16 protein-coding genes are annotated in these 25,543 nt (G+C 65.1%); 5 read left to right on the top strand and 11 right to left on the bottom strand.

Annotation, left to right across the window (positions count from 1 at the left end):
- Nucleotides 1–155 precede the first annotated feature (155 nt).
- Nucleotides 156–2,096, top strand: a complete 1,941-nt coding sequence (locus tag KHZ24_01680) for an FAD-dependent oxidoreductase (protein ID MBS5449914.1) — start codon at nucleotides 156–158, stop codon at nucleotides 2,094–2,096.
- Between the two features lie 85 nt (nucleotides 2,097–2,181).
- Here KHZ24_01680 and mfd read toward each other — a convergent pair whose 3' ends face one another.
- Both mfd and KHZ24_01690 read right to left on the bottom strand, forming a co-directional pair.
- Nucleotides 2,182–5,646 carry a transcription-repair coupling factor gene (gene mfd / locus KHZ24_01685; GenBank protein ID MBS5449915.1) on the bottom strand — a complete coding sequence of 1,155 codons (3,465 nt, stop codon included), beginning with the start codon at nucleotides 5,644–5,646 and terminating at the stop codon, nucleotides 2,182–2,184.
- 453 nt (nucleotides 5,647–6,099) lie between these two features.
- Nucleotides 6,100–7,776, bottom strand: coding sequence for a twin-arginine translocation signal domain-containing protein (locus KHZ24_01690; protein ID MBS5449916.1), 1,677 nt, complete (start codon nucleotides 7,774–7,776; stop codon nucleotides 6,100–6,102).
- A 338-nt stretch (nucleotides 7,777–8,114) separates the two neighbouring features.
- On the opposite strand from KHZ24_01690, the gene KHZ24_01695 reads away from it, so the two are divergent.
- Entirely contained in the window at nucleotides 8,115–9,632 is a 1,518-nt protein-coding gene (locus KHZ24_01695; GenBank protein MBS5449917.1) for an FAD-binding protein, read from the top strand.
- 141 nt (nucleotides 9,633–9,773) lie between these two features.
- Here KHZ24_01695 and KHZ24_01700 read toward each other — a convergent pair whose 3' ends face one another.
- The 5 genes from KHZ24_01700 to KHZ24_01720 all read right to left on the bottom strand — a co-directional run bounded on the left by KHZ24_01700 (nucleotide 9,774) and on the right by KHZ24_01720 (nucleotide 15,691).
- Nucleotides 9,774–10,115: a helix-turn-helix transcriptional regulator gene (locus tag KHZ24_01700; protein ID MBS5449918.1), complete on the bottom strand. Its 342-nt coding sequence runs from the start codon at nucleotides 10,113–10,115 to the stop codon at nucleotides 9,774–9,776.
- Nucleotides 10,093–10,452, bottom strand: a complete 360-nt coding sequence (locus tag KHZ24_01705; GenBank protein MBS5449919.1) for a type II toxin-antitoxin system RelE/ParE family toxin — start codon at nucleotides 10,450–10,452, stop codon at nucleotides 10,093–10,095. Before KHZ24_01705 ends, KHZ24_01700 begins: the two co-directional genes overlap by 23 nt.
- A 299-nt stretch (nucleotides 10,453–10,751) precedes the next feature.
- Complete coding sequence (locus KHZ24_01710; GenBank protein ID MBS5449920.1) at nucleotides 10,752–13,070, bottom strand: FAD-binding protein; 2,319 nt, start codon at nucleotides 13,068–13,070, stop codon at nucleotides 10,752–10,754.
- Between the two features lie 285 nt (nucleotides 13,071–13,355).
- Nucleotides 13,356–14,360: a LysR family transcriptional regulator gene (locus KHZ24_01715; protein ID MBS5449921.1), complete on the bottom strand. Its 1,005-nt coding sequence runs from the start codon at nucleotides 14,358–14,360 to the stop codon at nucleotides 13,356–13,358.
- Between the two features lie 227 nt (nucleotides 14,361–14,587).
- The gene (locus KHZ24_01720) at nucleotides 14,588–15,691 is read right to left on the bottom strand and encodes a P1 family peptidase (protein MBS5449922.1); all 1,104 of its coding nucleotides are present in this window, start codon (nucleotides 15,689–15,691) and stop codon (nucleotides 14,588–14,590) included.
- 188 nt (nucleotides 15,692–15,879) lie between these two features.
- Between KHZ24_01720 and KHZ24_01725 the strand changes: the two genes are divergently transcribed.
- Nucleotides 15,880–17,037 carry a GTP-binding protein gene (locus KHZ24_01725; protein ID MBS5449923.1) on the top strand — a complete coding sequence of 386 codons (1,158 nt, stop codon included), beginning with the start codon at nucleotides 15,880–15,882 and terminating at the stop codon, nucleotides 17,035–17,037.
- Nucleotides 17,038–17,473: 436 nt separating this feature from the next.
- Here the strand turns inward: KHZ24_01725 and KHZ24_01730 are convergent, their stop codons facing one another.
- From KHZ24_01730 to KHZ24_01740, 3 genes are all read right to left on the bottom strand, one after another.
- Entirely contained in the window at nucleotides 17,474–18,124 is a 651-nt protein-coding gene (locus KHZ24_01730) for a hypothetical protein (protein ID MBS5449924.1), read from the bottom strand.
- A gap of 125 nt (nucleotides 18,125–18,249) precedes the next feature.
- Nucleotides 18,250–19,278 (bottom strand): aldo/keto reductase, encoded by a 1,029-nt coding sequence (locus tag KHZ24_01735; protein MBS5449925.1) that lies wholly within the window; start codon nucleotides 19,276–19,278, stop codon nucleotides 18,250–18,252.
- A gap of 329 nt (nucleotides 19,279–19,607) precedes the next feature.
- Entirely contained in the window at nucleotides 19,608–21,143 is a 1,536-nt protein-coding gene (locus KHZ24_01740; protein ID MBS5449926.1) for a flavocytochrome c, read from the bottom strand.
- 227 nt (nucleotides 21,144–21,370) lie between these two features.
- On the opposite strand from KHZ24_01740, the gene KHZ24_01745 reads away from it, so the two are divergent.
- Complete coding sequence (locus tag KHZ24_01745) at nucleotides 21,371–22,312, top strand: LysR family transcriptional regulator (GenBank protein MBS5449927.1); 942 nt, start codon at nucleotides 21,371–21,373, stop codon at nucleotides 22,310–22,312.
- 566 nt (nucleotides 22,313–22,878) lie between these two features.
- Here the strand turns inward: KHZ24_01745 and KHZ24_01750 are convergent.
- Nucleotides 22,879–24,342 carry a sodium:alanine symporter family protein gene (locus KHZ24_01750; GenBank protein ID MBS5449928.1) on the bottom strand — a complete coding sequence of 488 codons (1,464 nt, stop codon included), beginning with the start codon at nucleotides 24,340–24,342 and terminating at the stop codon, nucleotides 22,879–22,881.
- A gap of 283 nt (nucleotides 24,343–24,625) precedes the next feature.
- Between KHZ24_01750 and nth the strand changes: the two genes are divergently transcribed.
- The gene (gene nth / locus KHZ24_01755; GenBank protein ID MBS5449929.1) at nucleotides 24,626–25,486 is read left to right on the top strand and encodes an endonuclease III; all 861 of its coding nucleotides are present in this window, start codon (nucleotides 24,626–24,628) and stop codon (nucleotides 25,484–25,486) included.
- The last annotated feature ends 57 nt before the right edge of the window (nucleotides 25,487–25,543 follow it).

Genomic DNA, 25,543 nt, shown 5'->3' on the forward strand with positions numbered 1-25,543 from the left:
CGCCCTACGCATCTGAGCTGGGATATCCCCGCGACTGGGTGATTTTCCACACCGGCGTTCTGCTCATGATACTCGCACGGCATCGCGACGGACGAGGCGCGTCTCGCCGCCATGCCCGCCGCAAAGCAAGCACGCCAACATGAAAGGGGATCCGCATGGACATGACCCACACGCTCTCCGTCGATCGCCGGGGCTTCGTCAAACTCTCTATTGCGGGCGCCATCTGCGCCACCGTCTCGGGAAGCGCCATCTCACGGAAGCACAGCCGCGCCTTCGCTTCCGACGCAGGGCCCTCGTATAAGCCCGGCACGTATCGAGGCACGGGGCGCGGACGAGGAGGCGAGCTCGTCGTAGAGGCCACATTCAGCGAGAACGCTCTGACCAGTCTGGAGGTCGTCTCGCACAACGAGACGCGCTACATCTCTGACATGGCCATCGCCGAGCTGCCCGGCCGCATCGTCGAGTACCAGTCGCTTGGCCTCGACGGCATCACGGGCGCCACGCTAACGAGCTATGCCATTTTCCAGGCAACGGCAGACTGTGTAGAGCAGGCAGGTGGCGACCCGTCGGCGCTCGAGAAGGTACCCGGTCCCGAGAAAAGCACCGCCACCGAGGAGCTCGATGCCGACATCGTCATCGTCGGCGCAGGCGCCAGCGGCATGGCCGCCGCAATAGCGGCAGCTCAAGAAGGAGCCTCCAACGTCGTCGTCCTGGAAAAGACGTCGAATATTGGAGGCAACGCCCTGGTAAGCGGCGGGTACATGCACTACATCAATGCGCCGGTCGAGCTGCGCGTCGACAACAACGAGGGCTATACCGCCCTTTTCTCCGAGACGATGCAGCGCGCCGCCGATGCCGGCATCGACCAGGATCTGCTCGACAAGATCCAGGCAGACTACGACGCCTGGAACGCCGAGGGGTCAGGCAAGGTCTTTGATTCGGCAGAGTTCATGGCGCTCGACTACTACCTCGCCAACGGCGGCACATTCGAGAAGTGGCTCGCCTATGCACCTCATGTCGTCGAGCTGGACACCTGGCTCGACGAGATGGGATTCAGCTGGAAGAAGCTCACCGGCATCGTCGGCTACCCGTGGCCGCGCCACTCCGGCTCGACAACGGGCAAGTGCGGCGAGGGCTTCTTCGACCTCTTCTCAAAGGAGCTGGACACGGCCGACCTGCCCATCACCCTCATCCCGCTCACGAGTGCAACCGAGCTCATCGTACAGGACGGAGCAGTCACGGGCGTTGTAGGCGTTCACGATGACGGCACGACCTATCGCATCACGTCCAAGCGCGGCGTCATCCTCGCCTCCGGAGGCTACTCGGGCAACCCCAAGATGCTCAAGCAATACAACACGTATTGGGATTGGACCGACGACACGATCATCCCCACGACGAACGCGTATGGCCACACGGGCGACGGCATCACGATGGCACTCGCGGCAGGCGGCCAGACTGCCTATATGGAAAAGCCCATGGTCTTCCCCTATGCCGACCGCAAGGACTTTTCGACGGAGACAATTGTGGGCGACACGAGCTGCTGCCTGTTCGTAAACGCAGATGGCAAGCGTTTCGTCAACGAGTCTGCCGACCGCTACACTATGTCTCAGGCAATGATGAAGCAGCCGGGCGGCTTCGCCTTCATCATTAGCGACCGCAAGAACAGCCTCATCACCGACGAGGGCGTCACCCCCTACGGCGCCGACGAAGAGTTCCTTATCGAGAACGGCCAGCTGTTCCGCGCCGACACGCTTGCCGAACTCGCAACAAAGATCGAGGTGGACCCCGCCGCGCTCGAAGAAACGGTCGCCGCGTACAACAAGATGGCCGAAACCGGCACCGACGAGCAATTCGGCCGCACGGTGTTCAACGAGGATGCCCCCATCGACGAGGGCCCGTTCTATGCCTCCCCACGCGCCTGGGCTGCCCACATCACGCTGGGCGGCATCGTCGTGGACGACGAGTACCGTGCTCTCGACGAGACGGGTGCGCCGATCGAGGGCTTGCGCTGCGTGGGAGAGCTGGTCGCAGAACGCTCGGGCACGCACTGCATGTGCACGGGTCTGTACGCGGCGCGCCAGGTCTTTGCCCAGTAGCCAGAGCTCGGAATTCAGCCCGTTCTAGCATGCGGCCTCACCCCTCATCCATCAGGCAGGGGGCGAGGCCGCCGCTTTCCTTTCGCTACTCGTCAGCCCCGCCAAGCTCTTCGAGCAACGCCAGAGCGCTCGGCACGAGCTCTTCCTCGCCCTTGCGGAACGGATACGTCACCTTCTCGGTCTTGGGGTAGACGAGCGCGCCGCGGGAACGCCACAGCTTGGCGGTCTCGACCGGCACCTTCGTCCCGCCCAGCTGGATCTTGCCGGCAACGTAGCCCACCGAGGCGACACCCAGCCGATCGGCCCGGATGCGAATGCGCGCCCGGTCGAACAGGTTGCGAGCCGCCAGCGGCAGCTCCCCGTACGTCTGGGCGATCTCGTGCTCCAGCGCATCCACAGCCGCGAGCTCCGTGACGGCCGCGAGCTTGCGGTAGGCAAGCACGCGCCGGTCGACGTCGCGCACGTACTCCTCGTCCAGGAAGTAGTCGGCCGGCAGGTTGATGGTGACCGTGGCCTCCGCCGCCTCGGCCGGCTCCTCGCCACGCGCCTGCGCCACGGCCTCGCCGAGCATCTGCGTGTAGAGGTCGAAGCCGACGCTCGAGAGGTTGCCGTGCTGCTCGGCTCCCATGAGCGAGCCGGCGCCGCGGATCTCCAGGTCGCGCATCGCGATCTTCATGCCGCTGCCCAGGTCAGTGTGCTCGCCGATCGCGACGAGGCGCTCGGTGGCCTCCGGCGTCAACGGCAGGTCGGGCGGGAACATGAAGTAGGCGTAGGCCTGCAGCTTGCCACGACCGACGCGCCCCTTGAGCTGGTAGAGCTGCGCGAGGCCCAAGCGCTGGGCGTCTTCGATGATCAGCGTGTTCGTGTGCGGGTTGTCGATGCCGCTCTCGATGATCGTCGTGGCCACGAGCACGTCGGTCTTGCCGGTGACGAAGCTCTCCATAACGTCCTCGAGCTCGCGCTCGCTCATCTGACCATGGGCGACGCGCACGCGGGCCTCGGGCGCCACGCTCATAACGCGGTTCACGGCGTCGTCGATGGCCTTGACGCGGTTCGACACGTAGTACACCTGGCCGCCACGCGCCAGCTCCAGGCGGATGGCCGCACTCACGACATCCTCGTCCCACTCGCCGACGTGTACCTTCACGGGCCGACGGCCGGCGGGAGGCGTCTTGATAAGCGACATGTCGCGAACGCCCGACATGGCCATCTGCATCGTGCGCGGGATGGGCGTCGCCGACAGCGTCAGCACGTCGACCTGCTCGCGCATGTTCTTGAGCTGCTCCTTGTGCTGCACGCCGAAACGTTGCTCCTCGTCCACGATAACAAGGCCCAGGTCGCGCGGGTTGACGTCGTTGGACAGCAGGCGATGCGTGCCCACGAGCACCTGAACCTCGCCAGCCGCGAAGCCCTTGAGTGCCTCGCGCTGCTGCTTGGCGCTGCGGAAGCGCGAGAGGACCTCGACGGTGACGCCGAACGGGGCGAAACGCTCCGAGAATGTCTGGTAATGCTGCTGGGCGAGAATCGTCGTGGGGCACAGCACCATGACCTGCTTTTTGTCCTGCGTCGCCTTGAACGCCGCGCGAAGAGCAACCTCCGTCTTGCCGAAGCCCACGTCGCCGCAGAGCAGGCGGTCCATCGGCTTAGTCGACTCCATGTCGGCCTTGATGTCGGCGATAGCGAGCGCCTGGTCCTCGGTGACGTCGTAGGGGAAGCTCTGCTCCATCTCGCGCTGCCAGGGCGTGTCGGGCGAGAACGCAAAGCCCTGGGCGCTGGCGCGGCGGGTGTAGAGGTCGACGAGGTCGAACGCGAGCTTCTTGGCGGCCTTGCGCGCCTTCGTGGTCGCGCGGCTCCAGTCGGCGGTGTTCAGGCGGGTGAGCCGGGGCGCGTCGCCCTCGGGGCCGACGTAGCGCGTGATACGGTCAACCTGCTCGAACGGCACGAACAGCTTGTCGCCGCCCGCATACTCCAGCAGGAAGTAGTCGCGCTCGCGGCCGGCGACCTCCTGGCGCACGATCTGCGCGAACAGCGCGATGCCGTGCGTGGCATGGACGACGTAGTCGCCCGGCTTGAACGGGAACGTCACGTCCGTCACGTCGACGTTGCGGCGCTTGCCGTGCTTGGCCATACGGCTCATGAGGTCACCGGCCGAGATGACGGCCAAGCGAGCGTCGGGCAGCACGATGCCTGCCGGGATGGGCGCGTCCGTCACGAGGACCGACCCGCGGGGCAAAGGCGTGGGGGCAACGTCGGCCCAGGCCTTCGTGAGCGGGGCGGCATTGGCGGGATCGTTGCCGAGCGACTCGACGATAGGCAAGCGCTCGTCGGTCAGCGACAGCTTCATGGAGCGGCGCGCATCGGAGTCGGGGATGGCGAAAACGCAGGCGATGCCGGAGTGCGTGAAGTACGACAGGCGCCGCATGAGGCGGGCGCCACCGGCGACGTCGGGCTGCTGGACCTGCATCTCGGCCGTCGCGGCGCCGCCAGCACGCAGCAGGGCCACCAGGGTCAGGCGCTGTTGGGTACCGAAGTCGAGCTTGGCCGGCGGCAGGTAGAGGCCGTCGAGCTCGATGCGCTTCGTGGAGCCGCCGCGGCGCTCGATAGCGGCCTGAGAGAGGTCGTCGTAGGCGCGCGTCGCGTCGTCGAACAGCGAGCGCGGCTCGGCGAGCACCATGAGCGTATCGGGGCTGACGTGGGCCAGCGGGGAGACAGTCGTCGCATAGAGCTGCGGCAGGTAGCGGTCAAGCTCGGGAAAGACGACGCCCTGGGAGAGCATCTCCATGTGGGCGGCGACCTCGTCGTCGTCCTGCGCCAGCTGGTAAAGGCGCTTCTGACAGCGCTCGACAGCCTGCGGCGTCAGGGCGAGCTCGCGGCAGGGGAACAGCGTGACACGCTCGATGTCGCCGATCGTCTGGCCGGTCGCCGGCACCATGCGGCGGATGGCGTCGATCTCGTCGCCAAAGAACTCCATGCGGACGGGGCTCGACGCCTGGGCGGGAAAGACGTCGATGGCGTCGCCGTGGACGTGGAACGTGCCGGGCTCATCGGCTGCGCCCGCGTTGGTATACCCGCGGAACAGCAGCTGGGCGGGCACGTCGGCGAAGGGCACCTCCTGGGCCAGTTGGAAGGTGATCGGCTCGAAGTAGCCGCTGCCCGCCATGGGAACGCAGCGCAGAAGCGCGCGGGCCGAGCTCACGACGACGCACGGCTCGCCCGCGTTGAGGCGGGCAACGGCGCGACAGCGAGCGCCAACAACGGAGCCGTCAGCCACCTTGTCGCTCCAAGGAGCATCCTTGCGCTCGGGGAAGCGCGTCACAGTGTCGCGCCCCAAGTAGGCGGAGAGGGCCTGTGCTGTGCGATCCGCCGCGTCCTCGCCGGCCACGACGACGAGCGTGGGGCGGGGATTGCGCGCATAGACGGCCGCGATGAGCAGCGGACGAGCGGACTGGCCGATGCCGAGCGTGGCATCGTCGCCTAAGCCGAGAGAGCGCTCGATGGAGCGAAACTCGGCAGAGGTGGCAAGCTGCGCGGCAAGGCGGTGGATGAGCACGGCGAGGCCCTTTCTCCAGGAGGCGCGCGACGCAATGGCGGCCGCACACGCAAAACGCCCGGCGACCGGGGCCGCCGGGTGCGAAAGTCGCCCCCATTGTAGCGGCGCCGGCCCAGAGAAGAGCAGAAGCCCACCCTGCTGGCCAAAACTCCCCCACTTTGCGAGGAGCCAGGCGCCTTCGAGCCGCAAAAGCTCCTTCAGTCCGTCTGGCGTCCTGAACCCACCTGCGGTTTTGCCTTCGCCAGCAGTCCCCGCACTCCCTAGAGACTCGCAAAGCGGGGCAGTTTTGGCCAAACAGGTGTCGCTTGCTCCTGCTCTGGCCGCCAGCGCGGCTCCGGCAACCCCGGAGACGCCACCGCGCGTAAAAAAGCGGGCCCGCCGCGATCCCCTCGCGACGAGCCCGCCCTCTACGTCAACCGCTCAAGCACGCGAAACAACCCGCGCGCTATTTCCTTACGCGTCGAGCCAGACCTTCGTGCACAGCGGCAACATCTGCGCGTTGATCGTGAAGTCGTGCACGCGAGCCGACGTCACCTTATTGAGGCCCTTGTGCACGAGCGGGATGATCGGCACGTCCTCGGCCGCGATGGCGTCGACTTCGCACATGAGCTCGCGACGCTTATCGTTGTCGATCGTGTGACGCGCCTCGTCGAGTTTGGCGTCGAACTCCTCGCTGGAGTAGTGCGAGACGTTGTCGCCGTTGCCCGTATACATGAGCGGATACAGGAAGTTGTCCATGATCGGGTAGTCCGCGTACCAGCCACGGCTGCCGATCTGGAACGTACCCGCCGTGAAGTTGTCAAGCATCGAAGCGTACTCCATCTGCTGGATCTCGACGGTGACGCCCACGGCAGCCCAGTCGGCCTGGTACATCTGGAACTCGGCCGTGTCGCTCGACGACGACACGAGGATCGTCAGGTTCAGATCGCGCTGGCCGTCACCGTTTGCCGGGTAGCCGGCCTCGTCGAGCAGCTGGCCGGCCTTGTCGGGATCGTAGGCACTGTACGTCCAGCGCGTCTCGTCGTTGCCCTCGATAGCCGTGGGCACGATGTCGCCGGCGGGCGTCGCGAGGCCCTGGTGGATGGTGTCGCACACGGCCTGGCGGTTGATGGCCAACGACAGGGCCTGGCGGACGCGCTTGTCCTGCAGCGCGGGGTCGGTCACGCACAGGCCGAGGTAAGAGGTGTAGAGCAGATCGCCCATGAGGACCTGCTTGCCCGGCTGGGCCGTGTAGCCGTCCTCGGACTTGCCGTACTGTTCGACAGCGAGGGCAGCCTGGGTCGAGGGAAGGTCGACCTCGTCGAGGTTACCCGCCTGGAACTCGGTGTAGGCCGTGATCTTATCCTTGAAGATGGAGAAGTAGATGCCGTCGACCAGCGGCTTCTCGCCGGCGTAGTCCTCGTAGCGCTCGAGCTCGATGTACTGGCCGTCAGCCCAGCTGCCCTTCATCTTGAAGGGGCCGTTGCCGACCGGCGCCATCGTGTACGTACGGAAGTCCTCCTTGGCGCACTCGGGGATAGGCGCAAGGGCGGGGGCAGAGACAACGTAGGCGAAGTCGGCGTAGGGCTTGGACAGCTTAACCTTGAGCGTCATCTCGTCGGGGCAGCTGACGCCGGCCAGCTCGTCAGCGGCGCCGGACAGCACGTCGTTATAGCCGTCGACCATGCCCAGGTGATACGAGACAACGGACGGCTGATCCGTCGTGGAGGGGCTGCACAGGCGGTTCCAGCCATACTGGAACGAGGCAGCCGTGACCTTCGTGCCGTCGTGGAACGTGCGGCCCTCGCGAATCTTGAACGTCCACTCGTCGCCGGCCTCGTTGGACTCCCAGCTCTCGGCAGCGAGGGGCTCGAGCTTGCCCGTCTCGAAGTTGTAGTACGTCAGCGGCTCGAACAGCTGGAAGGCGACGGCCACGCCGTTGAACTCCTCCAGGTCAAACGGGTCGATGCTCGTAGGGTTGGAGATGTAGTAGCGCAGAACGCCACCCTGTTGCTTGTCGCCCGCGGCCTCGTCGGCCAGCGCAGCGTGGGACGTAAGGCCACCCGCAGCAAGCAGGGCACCCGTAGCAAGGCAGCCCTTCAGGAAGCTGCGGCGATCAAGAGCAGAGGTGAACAGGGTAGATGCAGCCATAGCAATGTCCCTTTCCCTAGGCGCGCACATGCGAGGGCCTCTTCCCGAGGCTTGGGCCGGCCCGGCTGCGCTTTGTCGGCACGAGCAGGGCGGGCACCCTTTCCGCAGCGTACGCCACAACGTAAGAGAACCCTTCATGTTCCGGGATACTTCCGCCTTGTTTCCGCCGCGTTAACAGCCCCGTCGGAAAGCTCGCGCTCTCCCCTGGCCGGCGAGGTACCCCGTGCCTGGCGAGACCCACGGGACGGCGTGTGGACAGCGCTCCCCAGCACCACTATGCTGAAAGACGGGGCGGCCGGGAGGGGCTCGGCTGCCCATCTTGAGAAGGGGGTCTCATCATGGGGATCGAACTTACGAGGCGCGACGCGATCAGAAGCGCGGCGGGGCTGGCGGCACTCGGGGCGGTGGGGACACTCGCGGGGTCACCGGCGAGCGCGGCGGAGGCTCCGGCCTACGAGCACGCCAAGACGCCCGCTGACGTGTCGGGGCTCGAGCAGCTGAGCTGCGATGTCCTCGTCATCGGCGGCGGAGGCGCGGGCATCTGTGCGAGTCTGGCTGCCTCGCAGGCCGGCGCGAAGGTCATCATCTGCGAGAAGCTTGGCATGCTGGGCGGCGCCACGATCCTTTCGGGCGGCAAGATCCCGGCCGTCGGGACGAAGCAGCAGGTTGAGCGCGGCGAGCAGGACACCGTGCGCGCCAACGCCCAAGACATCTTCCGCCCGAATAACTACAGCGTGCGCGAAGACCTCGTCTACACCGTTGCAGAGCGCGGCAAGGACATGATCGAGTGGACCGAGGGCTTCGGAGTCACCTGGACGCTCGACAAGACGCTGTACTACGGTCAAAGCGCATACCGCATGCACACGGCCGACGGCGCGGGAGCGGGCCTCACCCAGAAGCTCATCGACGCGATGGGCGCCGACGCCAATATCGAGCAGCACCTCGACACGGAGATCAAGGGCCTCATCGTTGATGGCGACACCGTCGTGGGCGCCTGCAGCGACGAGCTGGCGATTACGGCCCGCAACGTCGTGCTCGCGACGAGCGGCTTTGGCAACAACGACGAAATGATCGCCCAGTACATGCCCGAGGCCATCCCCGCCTACAAGGTCGTGGCACCGGGCGCAACCGGCGAAGGCATCAAGTGGGCGGCCGAGCTCGGTGCCGACCTGCAGTGCATGGGCGCGTGGCAGGGCTACGCGTTCCACGACGTCGACAACGACAAGGGCGTCGAGCAGGGCATCTTCAACAACGGCGGCATTGCCGTCAACCTGGATGGCCGGCGCTTCATGAACGAGTACGGAGGATATTCCGAGCTCACACCGCACATCCTAGCCCAGCCTGAGCACGTCGCGTTCATGGTGTTCACCGAGGAGCAGGTCGCCAAGAGCACCGGCTACGAGGGGTGGCAGGAGGCGGGCATCGTCTACGACGGCGCGTCCGTCGAGGAGCTGGCAGGCGTGATCGGCGTCGACGTCGAGGCGCTGACGGCTACGGTCGCCGCCTACCAGGCGGGCATCGAGACGGGCGAGGATGTCTTCAACCGCACGAAGCTGCCCGCAAGCTTTGAGCCGCCGTACCACGCGCTCAAGATCACCGGCGAGATCCGTCATACGCAGGGCGGGGCCGTCACCGACGTGGCGTGCCACGTGCTGCGGGCCGACGGGACGCTCATCAAGGGCCTCTACGCTGCCGGCGGCTGCACCGAGGGCTTCTCCTCGCGCGGCGGTGCAGCGTACATGAGCGGCAACGGCCTCATCCAGGCGCTCGTGTTCGGTCGCATCGCCGGCGAGAACGCCGCGACGGAGGATCCCGCCAGCGCGGAGCCCGTCGTGTGGGAGGGCCCACAGGAGTAACGGCAAGCGTCCTCTAAGGAGCGGGGTGCGGACCCGGTGGCGATCGTGCATGCTGGGTCCGCGCCCTTTTGCGCGACCGGAGGAACAAGGGGCGTCAGCCCCGGTCGGAAGAGAACCGCAGGCCGGACTCCCGGCAGCCTGTTACGCTTCGGCAGGCAGGAGATCGCCTCTCGCAGACACGGGGCCTTCCGCCGCTTCAGAAGGCGGCTCGAAGCGAATGGTCAGCACCCTCCCCATGCCACGCGCAAGTTTCGCTAGCGTCTCGACCGTCGTGTTTGTCCCCGCTGACTCAATAAGGCTTATCGTCTTCTGGGGCACACCCGAAAGCTCGGATAATCCGCGCTGCGACAGGCCTGCCTCCTCGCGCGCCCGCACAAGAGCACGCATAGCCTGGTACTCGCCCTCGCCCTCTCTCCAGACAGCGGAAAACTCGGGATCTTGCAGCTGCCGAGCCACATAGTCATCGAGCGTTCGTGGTGCCATATCGCCCCTCCCAGTCCCTCTTATAACGAAGTGCCCGCTCAATCTCACGCGCAGGCGTCTTCTGGGCCTTCTTGACAAAGCCGCTCGTCACGATAATTCGCTTGCCCACGTGAAAGAAGTAGAAACATCGGGTTATATCGCCGCCGAACTGGACCCTTAGCTCGAACAGCCCCTCGCGCAGATATGAGCTCTCCTCTCCCCGGAGCGCAGGTCCCATCTCCTGCAGCAAAAGCAGCCCGCGCAGCGTTTTCTCCCGCAGCTTGATGGGCAGGCCATCGAGAAAGTCCTCGACCGGCACGGCACCGCCTGATGTCTCGTAAAACTCAACCTGATACATATACCACCTCGATGATAACATAAAAGCTATCACTTTTTCGAGCGGATTACATGCCGCGCACTCCGCTCCCCTTCGAGGTAATCATACTATATACGAACATGTGTTCCCTATAGGCAACAGGGTGAGCGGCAGTCGCTTGGATTCACGCAAGTCAAACTCGTCCCATCGAAATGCGACGCGAGTAGAGGGCACGCAAAAAGGCGCGACTCCGGCGACAGCCACACGCCAGAGTCGCGCCTTTTTACAAATTGAGATGAGTCACGCCGACCCGAGTCAGGAGTCGCATCGCCCTCGAGGGTCTACAGCGTCTCGAGATCGGCCACCATTTTCTCACCGGCAGTCTTACCGGAAAGATAGGCCCACATCTGCAGCTCGCCTCCGAACGCAATAGCCGGCATGCACATGTTGCAGTTACCGCCGGCATACAGGCCGGGAATCGCCTGATTGTTCTCGTCGAGCACCTGCATGTCCAGGTTCGTCACCAGGCCGCCGCCCGAGTTGTACGTACGCGGCATAGCTTTGATGGCATAGTACGGCGCGCCGTCGATAGCCTTGAGATACTGCGCGTCCTTACCGAACTGTGCGTCATTTCCGCTGGCGCACGCATCGTTATACGTCGCGATCGTCTCGCTCAGCGCTGCCGGGTCAACACCCATCTTCTCGGCCAGCTCCTCGAGCGTTTCGGCGCTCACGATGAAGCCCTGCTCCTCGCCAGCGGCCAGAACCTCAGCCATCTCGGGAATCGGCTGGTTGAGAGGGAAGGTCGCAAAGCCGCAGCACAGGAAGAGCTGCGTGTTGTTCTCGGCAAAGCCGTTCTGCGCGATGTCGTCGATCTGCGGCTGCGACCACACCGTCCAGTACAGCGGGCCATCCGTGCCCCACGACCATGTGCCGCCCTCGTTGATGTGACGCGTGCCGTCGGGGTAGACGTAGATGGCGTCACGTGCCGCGCTCATGATGTTGGGCACGTCGTTGAGCGACCACGAGGCCGTGTCGCCACGCCACGCATCCTCCCGTCCCTCGAGGAAGTTGATCGGGAAGCCCGTCAGAATCTTGGAGGACGCGATGTTATGGACACTGCCGGCGATGCAGCCCTCCATGCCATCGAGCCGGCCGCCTGCATCAAGCGCCGCGGCCATCATCGTGCCGGTGTTCTGCGTCATGCCCAGCACGGCCCAGTCGCCAGCCTGAGCGCCCTGCACCCACGTCTGCATCTTCTCGGGATCACCCGCAAAGCCACCCTCGGCGATCATGACGGCCTTGGCGTGGATGACGTATTGCGTGCCATCGGCGAGGTTGTGCGCGCGAACGCCCACAACCTTGCCGCCCTCGACGATGAGCTCGTCGGCCGGCGTCTCAAGCAGGTAGCGACCGCCCATACCCACGTAGTCGCCGACCATCTGGTCAAAGCAGCGGTGCAGCGTGGCCAGGTTGTCCTCGCCCTGATAAGCGCAGTAGTAATACTGCGAGGCGTACTGCGTGCCCCAGAAGCCCGGACGCGGCTCACCGAAGTAGAAGCCGTGGCTGTAGAGCCAGTCGACCATGGGGCCGCTCTCGGCCAGCTCGTAATCCCACGTCGCCAGCTTAGCCTCGGTGGGATTGGTGGACTCGACGATGTACTGCTTCATCTCGTCGATGTCGTACATCTGCTCGCCACCGTAGTAGCAATCCTGCGTCACCTGCGAGTTCACGGCGAACAGGCTCGTCGTGGCGCACGAGGTGCCGCCGTAGAGCGCGGCTTTCTCCAGCGCGAGCACACTGACCTCGCGCCCGGCCTGCTGCTGCATCTCGGCAACACGCGTGCACGCGGCGCACCCCGTGCCGCCCATGCCGCACACGACGACATCGACGTCATACTCGACCGTCTCGCCCTCGTGGGCCTTAGCCGGCTTGTTGCGGTGGAAGTTCTCGAGCGCGGCCGCGTCGGTACCCGCCGCCTCAAGCGCCTGGACGAGGCACTTGTCAACGGCCGCTTTGATGGCATTCGACGTGATCGTGGCGCCGGAGATGGCGTCGACAGCCGTGCACTGGGAGTCGCAGATGCGCGGGATGACGAGCTTGGCAGCGTCGAGGATGTGGCCAGTCTCAACGCACTGATCGATGCGAATACCCTTGATGAGCTTCTCGTCAACCGTCACCGTGACGGGCACCTCGCGCACGACGGAGAAACCCGGCGCGGAAGCCTTATACGTACCCGGTGCCATGACGACCTCAGGAATCTCCATCGAGCCACCTGTCGCCTGCGCAACGCAATCGGCCGCGCCCCTAAGCACGGCATCGCTCGTGTGCGTGGCGCCGCTGACGCCGTCGACGTCGGCGCTCTGGGCATCGAGAATGGCATGCTGTAGCGTCTGGGCAGCCGGGCCGCCTACCGTGCTCGTCTCGGCCACGGCATCGATTTCCACATCGGTGATTGAGGTAGCATCAAACGTCATCGCGACGGTGACGTCGCCGCCAAAGCCCGGATACGTCGCCTCGTACGTACCGGGCGTGTACGAGGTCGCGCCGGTCACCTCCGCAGCAAGCGCCTTGCCGACGGACGATGACGCGACGCCGATGGCGGCAGCCGCTGCGGCGCCGGCGGCGATGACCTGGCGACGGGTCTGCATGAGCTCCATAGTGGATCCCCTTTCCCTGTCCTTGTGGGAAGGTCACCGCACGGGCGTGGCATGAGCCCGGCCCCGAGCGAAAACGCGCATCCTAACGATGGCACGTGAACCCGACTTGCGATGCCGCTCTTGCCCGAATCGGCGACCCCCTGCGGCACATCCCCTTATGCGCCGCTCGTTGAAACCATGGTGCCCCCGCCGTGCAGGGATTGCCAACGAACGCTCTTCATGGAATGCGTGCATAACACTCATGGGAGCAGGCCGGAGGGCCCGGCGACGCCCACGCGGCATCTCTTAGGATCCCGACACCGTGGCCCCGTCCTCGACGCGGATGACGTCGATGCCACGCTCGCTCGAGACGGCGCGGGCCACCTCGGCAAAGCGCTCTGCCGGGGAGGCAAACTCGGGTGGACAAGAATCGCCAGACGCGCCAGCATCATCGTCCCGACGGCACACGAGCGTGACCGGCAGGTATTCCAGTTCGTCGATGCGCCGGTAGACCAGGCCGCCCTCCTCGAAGCTCGGCGCGTCGGCGTTGCGAAACGACAGCGTGCGGCACTGCCCGCAGCGCACGAGCAGCCTCACATCCTCCATGCTGTCGTTCCACGAGATGAGGGTCGAGTCGACGCCGAAGTCCTCGGCCAGCCAAGCACGCATCGCGGCCACATACTCGTCAGTACGCGACGCCCGAAACAGACAGATGCTCGCAGCGACCGGTCCCAATCCCCCGCGCGGCAGAGATGATCGTTCGTCAGCAAGTTCGTCATCGGGGGCACATGCGAGAAACACCCGGTTGTAGGCGACGACGATCTGACGCGCCCAGCGGTCATACTCCGCAATCGGCGCATGTGCGATAAGAAAGGCGTCGATTGCCCCAAGGCGCACTTCAGCAGCGAGATCGTCGCGTGCGGCATCGGAGTCGGCCCCGCGCAACACGACATCGAGACCCGTCTGTGCGCGAAAGCGTCGAATCGTTTCGGGAAAATCGTCACCCAAGCCAGCACCATAGTAGCCCAGCAGCAACGCGTCACGCTGGGATGACTGCCGGCGTCGAAGATCGCGCTCGGCGCGGCGTACACGCTCAACGACTGTGCGGGCATCGGACAACAGCACGCGCCCCTCAGGTGTTAGGCGCACAGAGCGCCCCTCGCGCACGAACAGCTCGACACCGAGCTCACGCTCAAGCGCAGCGATCGCATGACTCACCGTCGTCTGCACGACATGGCACACCTGCGCCGCCCGCGTAAACCCGCCCATGTCGGCCACCGCGACGAAATACTCCAGTTGCCTGATCTCCATAGGCTACCCCACGACCCTCCGCGCCCTAGCTGCCAACCTCCGGTGAGCTACGACTAGAGCAGCTGGGCCCAATCCTGAGTCTGGTGAACGATACGGACGCGCGCACAACACCCCGAGCACGGCATGAGATGGCGTGGCCATACCACGATCATGGCATGCATGGATGCCAGCCGCAACCCGGAGTTGGCCGGAGCACGTGCGCGGCCAGGGGCATGCCATCGTGCGGGCTACAGAAACTCTGCGAGGCTGTGGACTCGCGTGCCATCGAGCGCTATCGCCGGACCGGCCACAACCATCGAGTTGAGGATGGCCTCGTGCGCGGCTTCGGCAACGGCCTTGAAGGCGCCGTCGAGCAGCTCTTCGCGCAGGACGGACACCGAGCGCAGGCCGCTCGCGTCGGATTCGGCTGGTTCGATGCGATTCGCCGTCGTAAAACCGATCATGACCTCGCCAGAGCCATTACCCGTGTAGCCGCCCGTCCGAGCAATGCCCACGCCGGCGCGACGAATGACCCTGCGCAGCTGGCGCGCGTCAAGCGGCAGGTCCGTCGCGATGACCGTCATGATGGAGCCCCGGTCATCATCCGAGCTCAGAGCCGGCGAAAAGCCCGCTTCTCGCGCGAGACGTTCGACTATCCCGCGCCCCAGCGGGCGCCCACCCACAACGAGATCTACCGTCGCTCCGTAATTCGACTGCACAAGCACGCCGATCGTATAGGTGCGACCGCCCACCTCGACAAGGCGCGATGCCGACCCGATGCCCCCTTTGAGCCCAAAACACACCGTGCCCGCGCCTGCCCCGACCGCGCCCTCCTCGAAATCACACGTCGCCGCCACAAGCGCCTGCTCAAGCTCGACACCTCCCACCGCCCGCAGCGCGATTCGATTAAGCCGAGCATCGTTGCACTCCCCCACGACCGGGTTGATCGAGAGTGCCTCAGCGCCCTCTCGCCCACAGCGATCAAGCACGCTGCCCACAAGCGCGTCAGCAACGCGACCCACGCACAGCGTATTCGTCAGCGCGATGGGCGTTTCGAGTGTGCCGAGCTCCTCGACCTGCACGGTTCCACATGTCTTGCCAAAGCCGTTGTGCACGTAGGCCGCCGCAACGAGCTTTCGCACGAAAGGATTGTCCTCGCAGGGCACAACGACCGTGACGCCGGTGTTCACCGCGTTCGCGCCCGACCCGTGCCGCACGGTTGAATGGCCCACCGCCACGCCCGGCACATCCGTGATCTTGTTAAGTGCCCCGCATGGCAGCATTCCGACATCCACGCCAAAATCTCGGATGCGCCGAGGCTGGCTCGCCCCTGCAGACGTCACGTCTCCCATATCCGCCCCCCTCGTCAGGCCCCACGACTGCGCGCCAATCGGCATTCGTCGCGTTCAGGATAGCTCGCGCGCTGTTCTTATATGCGCGCAGCACAAGGTGAGGGATGACCGATACAGCGGGCATATAATCCCCGGAAATCGCAGGCCCGGCGCATCGTCCCAGCCTGCCCGCAACCTAAGGAGTCCCGATGTCCGAAAGCACCCCCGCCCGCCGCAAGCCCGGCGAGCCCACGCAAATCGTCCTGCTCACCGGCTATCTCGGCGCCGGCAAGACAACGCTACTCAACCACATCCTTGCCAACGAGGAGGGCATCCACGCCGCCGTCATCGTCAACGACATCGGCGAGATCAACGTCGATGCGCGCCTCATCAAGGACGGCGGTCTGTCGCAGGTCAGCGGCGACCTCATCCCGATGACGAACGGCTGTCTGTGTTGCACGCTCTCCGACGACCTCTCTCGCCAGCTCGGCGAGCTCGCAGCATCGGGCGAGTTCGACTACATCCTTATCGAGGCATCAGGCATCTGCGAGCCCATCCCCATCGCCTACACCATCTCAGCATTCTGCGACCAGAGCCGCTATGACGGCGATGCCCCGCTCGCCCTGGACAACATCGTTGCCGTTGTGGATTGCGCCCGCATGTACGACGAGTTCAACGGCGGCAAAGCACTCGAGGCCGAGGACATCGACGAGGACGATATCGAGAGTCTGCTCATCCAGCAGATCGAGTTCTGCACGACGCTCATCCTCAACAAGACGGACCGCGTGACGCCCGAGCAGGTCGCCGAGCTCAAGAGCATCGTCCGCAGCCTGCAGAAAGATGCCGTCATCGTCGAGGCCCAGCAGGGCAACGTCCCCATGAGTGAGCTGCTCGACACGGGCCGCTTCGACTTCGAGACGGCATACAACTCGGCAGCGTGGGTCGACGCCATGGAGCACCCCGAGGAGCACGACGATCCCGAGGTGCTCGAGTACGGCATCGAGACGTTCGTCTACGCGCGCCGACAGCCGTTCGACGTCAACAAGTTCGACGCGTTCGTGCAGACGTGGCCCGACAACGTCATTCGCTCGAAGGGCTCGCTGTGGGCAGCGCAGGACCCCGACATGTGCTACCTGTTCGAGCAGGCCGGGCGCCAGGCAAGCCTGCAGGAGAACGGCCTGTTCGTCGACAGCGCACCGGCCGACGAGAAGGCGAAGATGCTGGAGGAGAGCCCCGAGCTGCTCGCGGACTGGGATCCCGTCTGCGGCGATCGCGAGACGAAGATCTGCATCATCGGGCGCCACATGGACCGCGCCGCGCTCGAGGCGGGTCTCGACGCCTGCCTCACGGAGTGGGTGCGCGCGTAAAGTGCGACGAGCTTGCGGGGTGCCCGAAAAGCCGCCCCTCACTGCGCCGTGCCCGAAGGCCCTTAGGAGGCCCTCCGGGCACGGTAGGCAGGTGAGTTTAGCGGGTTCAAGGCGTGTCCCCAATGGATGTGCCCGAGACCCGGCACGCTTTTGCGGTTGTGCTAGGTTTTGCAAAACCGGGCGCCGGATCTGACCCCGAATTGCGGTCGTGCGAGGTTTGCGCGAGATATCGCGGTGCAGGGCAGGCGTGCCATCTGAAAAAACCGCAGGTAGACGGGCCGCGCGGCACCCGGAGGGCAGGCATCCCGCCTCCCAGGCGCCGCGCAAACCTAGCACAACCGTCATTCGGGGCCATTTTGGGGCCCCGCTTTTGCAAGACCTAGCACAACCGAAAAGATCGCCCTCCAGCGCCCGGCGCATTCGGGACGCGCAGCCCCTATCCCTGCGTCTCCGCACGTGCCCGCTCGCAGGCAACCTCGAGGTCGACATCGCGCGTGAGGTGTTCGGGCGTCCAGGCGACGTGGACATCGGGAGCGATGCCGTGGCCCAGCGTTGCCATGCTCTCGCGCGCAGCAACGTAGGTCGCCGTGGGGATGATGAGCGCATAGTCCTCGTCGAGGCGCACAACACGCGGGCAGGTGTTGTCGAGCGAGCCGAGTGTCGCGCGACCCACGACCGTCGCAAAGCCCGCCTCGCGAGCAGCTCGAACGAGCCACTCCGCCGCCTCGCCGGTGAAGCGGTCAGCCAGCACGACGACCGTGCGCGTTAAGGCGCCCGCCGACAGAGAGGCGGCGTCGAACGACAGGCCCTCCGGATAGAAGCCGTCATTCGGGCCCGTCATCTCGGCGACAAGGCCCGCGCCTCGTTTGGCCTGCACGTCAGCCTCGAACGCGTCGAGTTCCGCCAGCTCGGAGGCAAGCTCGTCGGGAGTGCCCCCGGCACTCAGATGGGCCTCATCGTAGGAGCATCCAGAGCTTCTGGGCTCACCCGAAACATACGAATTGCAATCTAGCAGGAGAAACGGCAGGTCAGAGGCGCAATCGGTCCTCGCAGCGCCGGCAGCCGCGCACATGCGCTCCAGCACCACAGGACGCGCCAAAGCACAGAGAATGCCGTTTCGGGTGACCCCCAAACGCAGCGCGGGGTGCCGGCCATCATCGTCCTGGCCGGCACCCCGCATCGGTGTTCCCAACGCTGCCTTATGCGGCGAGCTTAGACCGCCGTCTCGCCCGCAAGGACGCTGCGGTAGTCGGCGAGGTTCGCCTTGAGCAGCTCGGGGATGTTGAGCTCGTAGGGGCAGTGGCGACGGCAGCGTCCGCAGTTCGTGCAGCCCTCGATCTTGGCCATCTCCTGCTGCCAGTGCTCGGACAGCCAGCCCTGCGACGGGGCGCGACGCAGCATGAGCGACATGCGGGCGCACTGATTGATCGTGATGCCCTGGGGGCACGGCATGCAGTAGCCACAGCCGCGGCAGAAGTTGCCCGTGAGCTCGGCACGCTCGGCTTCGATGAACGCCGCCATCTCCTCGTCCATCGTCGGCGTGGCATCGCCCATGTACGACAGCCACTCGTCGAGCTCCTGTTCCTTCTGGACGCCCCAGATCGGCACGACGTTGTCGAACTGCGACATGAACGCCATGCAGGCGCGCGAGTTCGACAGCAGGCCGCCAGCCAGGCCCTTCATGGCGATGAAGCCGACGTTCTTCTCGGCGCAGCGGCGCACCAGGGCGATCTCGCGATCGGAAGCCAGGTAGCTCAGCGGGTACTGCAGCGTCTCGTACAGGCCGCTCTCCACGAGGTCCTCGGCCACGCCGATCTTGTGCGCCGTCACGCAGATGTGCCCGATCTTGCCCTGGCGCTTGAACTCCTCCATGGCCTCGTACATGCCCGTGCCGTCGCCAGGTCGCCACACCTGGTTGACGCAGTGGAACTGGTAGAGGTCGACGTGGTCGGTGCGCAGCAGGCGAAGCGACGTCTCGAGGTCCTCCGCCAGAGCCTCGGGCGTCTGTGCCATGGACTTCGTGGCGATGGTCACCTGGTCGCGCATGCCCTCGAACGCCAGGCCGACGCGCTCCTCGCTGTTGCTGTAGGCGCGCGCCGTGTCAAAGAACGTCATGCCGCCGTCGAATGCGCGGCGCAGCAGGTGAACGGCCTCGTCGGTCGTAACGCGCTGGATGGGAAGCGCGCCGAACGCGTTCTGCGGCGTGACGATGCCCGTGCCCCCCAGGGTGATTTGCTTCATGGTGTGGATGTCCTCTCCCTCTCCCGATAACGGCATGCAGCATGGACGCAGCCTACGTATCGGGGTCTCTGCCCGCGCGCATCATAGCAGCTAGAGCGCACTCCAAGAAAATGGTCGAGCCTCCCGGACCACCAAGGCACGCGCAAAATCCAGCTCGTCCGCGCCGCCGCTGCACAAGCAATACCAAGGCCGCGCAGCCAGAACAACTCTCCGGCACAATTTCACCCATGGAGCAATTCAATAAAGAAGCGTGCGGGTACCCATGGCACCCGCACGCCCATGCACCGCGATCGCGCCTGCAATCCCGGAGACATCCGGTGGTTCTGATGTTACGCCACAGGCTCCTCGGCGGCGGCCTTCTGGCCGGCTATGCGGCCAAAGACGACGCAGTCGGTGATGGCGCAGCTTCCCAGGCGAACGGCGCCGTGCGTGCCGCCGGTCACCTCTCCGGCCGCGTACAGGCCGGGGATGACGTTGAAGTCCTGGTCGATGACCTGGCAGTCAATGTTCGTGTGCACGCCGCCCATCGTGTGATGGACCTTGGGCCACAGGCGAGCCACGTAGAACGGCGGCGTCTGCGTGGGCTCGGCGCCCTCCATGATCATCGTGCCGAAGTCGGGGTCCTCGCCGGCCTCAACGTAGCCGTTCCACTTCTCCACCTCGGCAAGGAACTCGTCCTTGGGTATGTCGTATTCCTCGGCGATTTCCTCAAGCGTATCGAACTTCTTAAAGACGCCGTTCTCAAGGCCGCCGTTCAGAATGCGCTCGACAACCTGGCGCTTCACGGTGGGCTCGTCGCCGAAGATAATCGTGACGTGATTGAGCTCGATCATCTTGTCAGCACGTACCTTGCGGTCGCCCGTCTCCTTAACGAAGCGCTTGCCCGTCGCGGGGTCAATCATCGGGGCATAGCCGACCAGGCGCTCGCAGAACTGCGGGCAGAAGCCGAAGCCCACCTCGTCGGGGCTCGTCCACGGGCCAAGCTGAATCCAGTCCAGATGCACGTCCATCGCCTTGTGCTTGAGTACCTCGCGCAGGGCTTCTCCGGTTGCGCCCTCGTGGTTCGTGCTGCCAAAGGCGTCGGTCAGACGGGGCTCATGAACAGTGCGCATCTGCACATCCTGAGCAAAGCCGCCACTTGCGATGACGACGGCCTTACGGGCCTTGATGCGCTTGGGCGTACCCGACGCGTCGTCGCCCAGTTTGTAGTCCTCGAGCACCTCGGCACCGATGATGCGGCCGTCCTCGTTCTCGACGAGGCTGACGAGCTTCGTGTTCAGGCGGGGAATAACGCCGAGCCCCTCCATGAACGTCTCCTGGGCCTCGGTGATGTCGCGGCCCGTCGCGTTGGACGTGGTGTTCGTACGCGGCACTGAGTGGCCACCGTGGAAATTGAGCTTCGTGAACTCGACGCCAATGTCCGTGAGCCACTGGACGGCCTCGGCCGAATGCTCGACGAGCTTCTTTACCTTGTCGATATGGTTGTAATACTTGCCGGCGACAAGCATGTCGTTTTCCATGAGCTCAAAGCTGTCCTCGACGCCCGCATCCTTCTGCAGAGGTGTGCCCACGGCCGCCATGTCGCCGCCGTTGAGCGAGGAGTTGCCGCCCCACATGCCCATCTTGTCGATGATGATGACGTCGCTGCCTGCCTGCTTTGCCTCGATAGCCGCGGCCATTCCGGCAAAACCCGTGCCCACGACAAAGACGTCCGTCTCCTCGTCCCAGGAAACCGCAGGAGCCTCGGTCGCCTGCGCCGACGTCGCCATCATGCCCGCAGCAGCCGCGGCCGCGCTGCACACGCCCACCGTCCTCAGGAAGTCGCGGCGACCCACGCTGCGGTTGGAAACGGAGTTCTGAGCCATGATTTCCCCTTTCGTTGCGGCTATCTCTCAACGTGTCGATCCCTCAATCGACACATCCATCGTAAGGGGGCGCATCCCGTCTTGGGTATCAAAAGGTGCTTGAGGAGCTGCAAGCAGAACTTGCTACTTCATTAGCCATGATTCGACTATAATTTAAAGAATGCGAGGATAAGGCGCCTGAGCACACGGGGCCCGTCCGACGCATCAGCGAGCTAGGGGGCATATACGTGGTTGACCTCGATATCCATCAGCTCGAATACTTTGTCCAAGCCGCCCGCGCAAGCAGTTATTCCCAAGCAGCTCGCGACCTCTTTGTCACGCCGCAGGCCATATCGCGAAGCATCCAGCTGCTCGAGGCACGCATGGGCGTGCGCCTCTTCCGGAGAACGCCCAGCGGCATCGCCCTGACCGACGCCGGGTCAGCCTGCCTCAAGCCGGCCCAGGAGGCCCTCGAGGCGCTCTCTCGCCTGTTGGACACCACCCAGCGCTATCGCCAAACGGACAGCCTCACCATCGTCCTCGGCATCCATTCGCTCTGCTTCCGTGAGAACGGAGGGAGCATCAGCCGCGCCGATCTGCTCACATTCCAGAAACAGCACTCCGCGCTCACGTTGACGTTCATCGAGATGGCGGGAAATGCCATCATCGACGCGCTGCGCACCGGCGCTATCGACATCGGCATCACCGTACCGCCGCGAGAGGTGGCCGAATCGACCGATCTGAGACGGTGGTTTCTCAAGACGTTCCGCATCGCTGCCATCACCTCGCGCGGCTTTGCCGAAGCATTTGCCCATCGCGAGGGCGAAAACGAGTTCATCACCGTTCAGGATTTGACGAACGGCGAGCTCATTCTGTTTTCAGATGAGACCGAGTACAACAATGCCCTCGTCGCAAACGCGCGGACAGCCGGCATTGACCTGCCCATCTCGTCGCTGAGAATCAGCCCGCACGGCGACATAGGGTTCATCTCCGACAGCCATCTTTACGTCGTGCGCCCCCTGCAGCACGCCCTACGCACGATCACCAACGAGGGGCTCAGCATCCTCCCCATTCGCGATGCGCACAATCAAGACATCCGCATGCCGCTCGAGCTGTTGATGAGGCAGGACCGCATCCTGTCCGACGAGGAGCGCAGCCTGCTGTCTTTCATCCAGCAACGCTACCGATAAAGCGGGGTGCTGGCAAACCTCCGTGGCACAGCGGTGGGGTGAGAGACGGGGTCGCCCTGCTGCGCCATGCGATATGCGGCATCGCGCAGTCCCTTCTTCGGGGGCAATTTGGTGGCTCAGCGCCGCGTTTCGCCTATCCGCAGGATCCGGCCCCGCTCCACGGTGGCGCCTTTTTCGATTGTGCGAGGTTTTGCAAAACCAGAGGCCGAATCTGGGCGCGATTTGCGGCTATGCAAGGTTTGCGCGACATTTTAGGTGCCCAAGTCGCGGACGTCCCGACGTTCCTAGTGCTCTGGCCTGCGGTTATTCTAAGCAGCGGCGATTTCCTCAGCCACAGAGAGCCTTGCAAACCTCGCATAATCGGAGTTTGCGCCCATCTCAGAGGCGTCACTTTGCAAAACCCCGCACAACCGCGAATCGCGCCACACCCCAGATGCGCTCGACCGCATTGCGCCGCGGGCGACGAGGGCGTTTGCGATCCTGCGCCTCATCCAGGGTGCGTCCATCCGCGCCACACCCCGGAGCTCCCGCCCGGGGCGCGTCTGCCTTCCCTCCCGCGTTCCCTCCTACTTGTCCTCGTGGACGGGAATCTCCTCGTCGAACTGCTCCTCGATGTGGCCGTCCCACACGTAGTGGCGCGTCTCGCGGGCAACAAGGCCCGAGAGCAGCAGCACGCAGATGATGTTGGGCACGACCATGAGTGCGTTTGCGATGTCGGAGCACGTCCACGCAACGTCGCCCAGGCCCACGGCGCCCAGGAAGGCGATAGCCACGTAAATGATCTGGTACGGCAGGATGGCGCGCTTGCCGAACAGGTACGTCACGCAGCGGTTGCCGTAGTAGCTCCAGCCGATGATCGTCGTGAACGCGAACAGCACCATGCCGAACACGAGCGCCGGCGTCCCGATGACGGGGATCTTGGCAAACGCCGCGCTCGTGAGCTGCGCGCCTGCCGTGATCGTACCGTCCGCAAGAATCTCGGGATTACCGACGAGCGTCGACACGAGCACGAGGCCCGTGAGCAGGCAGACGACGACCGTGTCCCAGAACGTCCCCGTCATGGAGACGAGCGCCTGACGCGCCGGGTTCGTCGTCACAGCCGCCGATGCCACGATCGGCGCCGAGCCCATGCCACTCTCGTTGGAGAACAGGCCGCGCGCGCAACCGAACTGCAGGGCCACCGCGATGCCCGAGCCCACCGCACCGCCAAATGCCGCCTTGGGTGTGAACGCGCACTCAACAATGAGCTGCAGCGCCGACCACACGTACGGCCCGTTGATGACGAGGATGGCGATGCAGCACAGCACGTAGACGATCGCCATGAACGGCACGATGCGCTCGCACACCTTCGCCAGCCACTTCACGCCGCCGAAGATGACGAGCGACACGAGCACGACCACGCCGAGGCCCACCGCCCACGCGGGCACGCCGGGCGCGTTGGTCGTGATGACGTCTGCCAGCGACGTGGACTGCACCGCCGAGCCGATGCCAAACGAGGCAATGGCCGCCAGCAGGGCAAACAGAACGGCTCCCATGCGCGCCCACACAGGCGCCTTGCCGTCGGGACGCCGGTTCGAGCCGTCCTTGTGCTTGAGGAAGCCGCGCTCCCACGCATACATGGCACCGCCGAGCATCTCGCCCTTGTGGTCCTTGACGCGATACCTCACGGCCACGAACGTCTCGGCGTACTTCGTCGCGATGCCAAACACGCCGGTCAGCCACATCCACAGCACGGCACCGGGACCGCCCGCGAACACGGCCGTACCCACGCCGACAATGTTGCCCGTGCCAATCGTCGACGACAGAGCCGAACACAGGGCGCCGAACTGCGAGATGTCACCGCTCGAACCCGCGTCCTTCGCAAACGTCATCTTGATGGCAGCAGGGATCTTTCGCTGGATGAAGCCGGTGCGCACCGTCAGGAAAATGTGGGAGCCGAGCAGCACCACGATCATCGGAATGCCCCAGATCCAGGCGTCCACGGCCTTGAGCGCGGCAACAGCGGCATCGGCAAGCGAGGCGACGTCCATGAGGAACCTCCAGGTGGACGGCCCGGGCCTTGACGATCCGGGCGGGGCGGTCAGGTCGGCCATCCGCAACTTCGCAGATGGCTCCGAAGGCGAGACAGTATTATTCGCTGCCGTGTATTGCCGACTGATTTCGCGAGGGATACGGCTCCGCGACATGGCAGCCCGTTTCGACCGGCGGCTCATCTCAGGCGTGGAGCGGTGCGCTAGAATGGGCCGACGTGATGGCATGGGCCTCGGCAGCCCGCGCCGGGCGCGGAAGGTCGCAGGGAGAGGAGCCGTTCGGATGCCCAGAGAGTCGCTCGCATCAAAGCGGGAGCGCGCCGTCGAGATGTGCCGGCGCATGAGCGCGCTCTACCCGCAAGCCGAGTGCGCGCTGCACTATCGCGACGCCTTCGGCCTCGTCATAGCCGTGCTGCTCTCAGCCCAGACGACCGACGCCGCCGTCAACCGCGTGACGCCCGTGCTGTTTGAGCGCTGGCCCACGCCGGCCGACCTCGCCACAGCCCCGCTGCCCGAAGTCGAGGATGTCGTGCACCCGCTGGGCTTCTTCCGCTCCAAGGCGCGCCATGTCGTCGATGCCGCCCGCATGGTCGTAAGCGACTTCGGCGGTGAGGTACCCCAGACGATGGAGGAGCTCACAAAGCTGCCCGGCGTGGGGCGCAAGACGGCAAACATCGTGCTCAACAACGCGTTCGACATTGTGGAGGGCATCGCGGTGGACACGCACGTGTTCCGCATCGCGACCCGCATGGGCTTCACGACAGTCGCCGAACCGCTCGACGCCGAGCAGGATCTGCTCAAGCTTATCCCGGCGGATCTGTGGAAGCCGGTTAACCACCAATGGGTGCTGTTCGGCCGGCAGGTGTGCGATGCCCGAAAGCCCGCCTGCGTCGCCGCAGCCGAGGGGTCTGAGGCGAGCGCCAAGGTGCAGCAGTTCCTCGACGCCATCGGGACATACCCCGACGCGAGCGGCCGAGACGCGTGGGCAGAGGTCGGCGCAGGCCTGCCATGCCCGCTCGCAGACATCTGTCCGAGCTGTGGGAAGGCGCCCCAAACAAAAGAGGCCGCCCGTAAGGCCGCCGTCAAGAAAGCGGCGAGCGCCAAGAAGCGCGCCGCCGCGCGAAAAACGGGCGGGGCGGCGTAGAGTCGCAAGGCACGAGCGCACAAAAAAGCGGGGGAGGAACCGACGGCTCCTCCCCCG

This window comes from Coriobacteriia bacterium (genome assembly GCA_018368455.1).
Classification (GTDB): Bacteria; Actinomycetota; Coriobacteriia; order Coriobacteriales; family UMGS124; genus JAGZEG01.

Coding starts and splice junctions, on each gene's coding strand:
- KHZ24_01740 (MBS5449926.1), bottom strand. CDS start 21,143: ATGGCTCAGAACTCCGTTTCCAACCGCAGCGTGGGTCGCCGCGACTTC.
- KHZ24_01725 (MBS5449923.1), top strand. CDS start 15,880: ATGTCCGAAAGCACCCCCGCCCGCCGCAAGCCCGGCGAGCCCACGCAA.
- KHZ24_01720 (MBS5449922.1), bottom strand. CDS start 15,691: ATGGGAGACGTGACGTCTGCAGGGGCGAGCCAGCCTCGGCGCATCCGA.
- KHZ24_01695 (MBS5449917.1), top strand. CDS start 8,115: ATGGGGATCGAACTTACGAGGCGCGACGCGATCAGAAGCGCGGCGGGG.
- KHZ24_01690 (MBS5449916.1), bottom strand. CDS start 7,776: ATGGCTGCATCTACCCTGTTCACCTCTGCTCTTGATCGCCGCAGCTTC.
- KHZ24_01710 (MBS5449920.1), bottom strand. CDS start 13,070: ATGGAGCTCATGCAGACCCGTCGCCAGGTCATCGCCGCCGGCGCCGCA.
- KHZ24_01735 (MBS5449925.1), bottom strand. CDS start 19,278: ATGAAGCAAATCACCCTGGGGGGCACGGGCATCGTCACGCCGCAGAAC.
- KHZ24_01705 (MBS5449919.1), bottom strand. CDS start 10,452: ATGTATCAGGTTGAGTTTTACGAGACATCAGGCGGTGCCGTGCCGGTC.
- KHZ24_01715 (MBS5449921.1), bottom strand. CDS start 14,360: ATGGAGATCAGGCAACTGGAGTATTTCGTCGCGGTGGCCGACATGGGC.
- KHZ24_01680 (MBS5449914.1), top strand. CDS start 156: ATGGACATGACCCACACGCTCTCCGTCGATCGCCGGGGCTTCGTCAAA.
- KHZ24_01700 (MBS5449918.1), bottom strand. CDS start 10,115: ATGGCACCACGAACGCTCGATGACTATGTGGCTCGGCAGCTGCAAGAT.
- KHZ24_01750 (MBS5449928.1), bottom strand. CDS start 24,342: ATGGACGTCGCCTCGCTTGCCGATGCCGCTGTTGCCGCGCTCAAGGCC.
- nth (MBS5449929.1), top strand. CDS start 24,626: ATGCCCAGAGAGTCGCTCGCATCAAAGCGGGAGCGCGCCGTCGAGATG.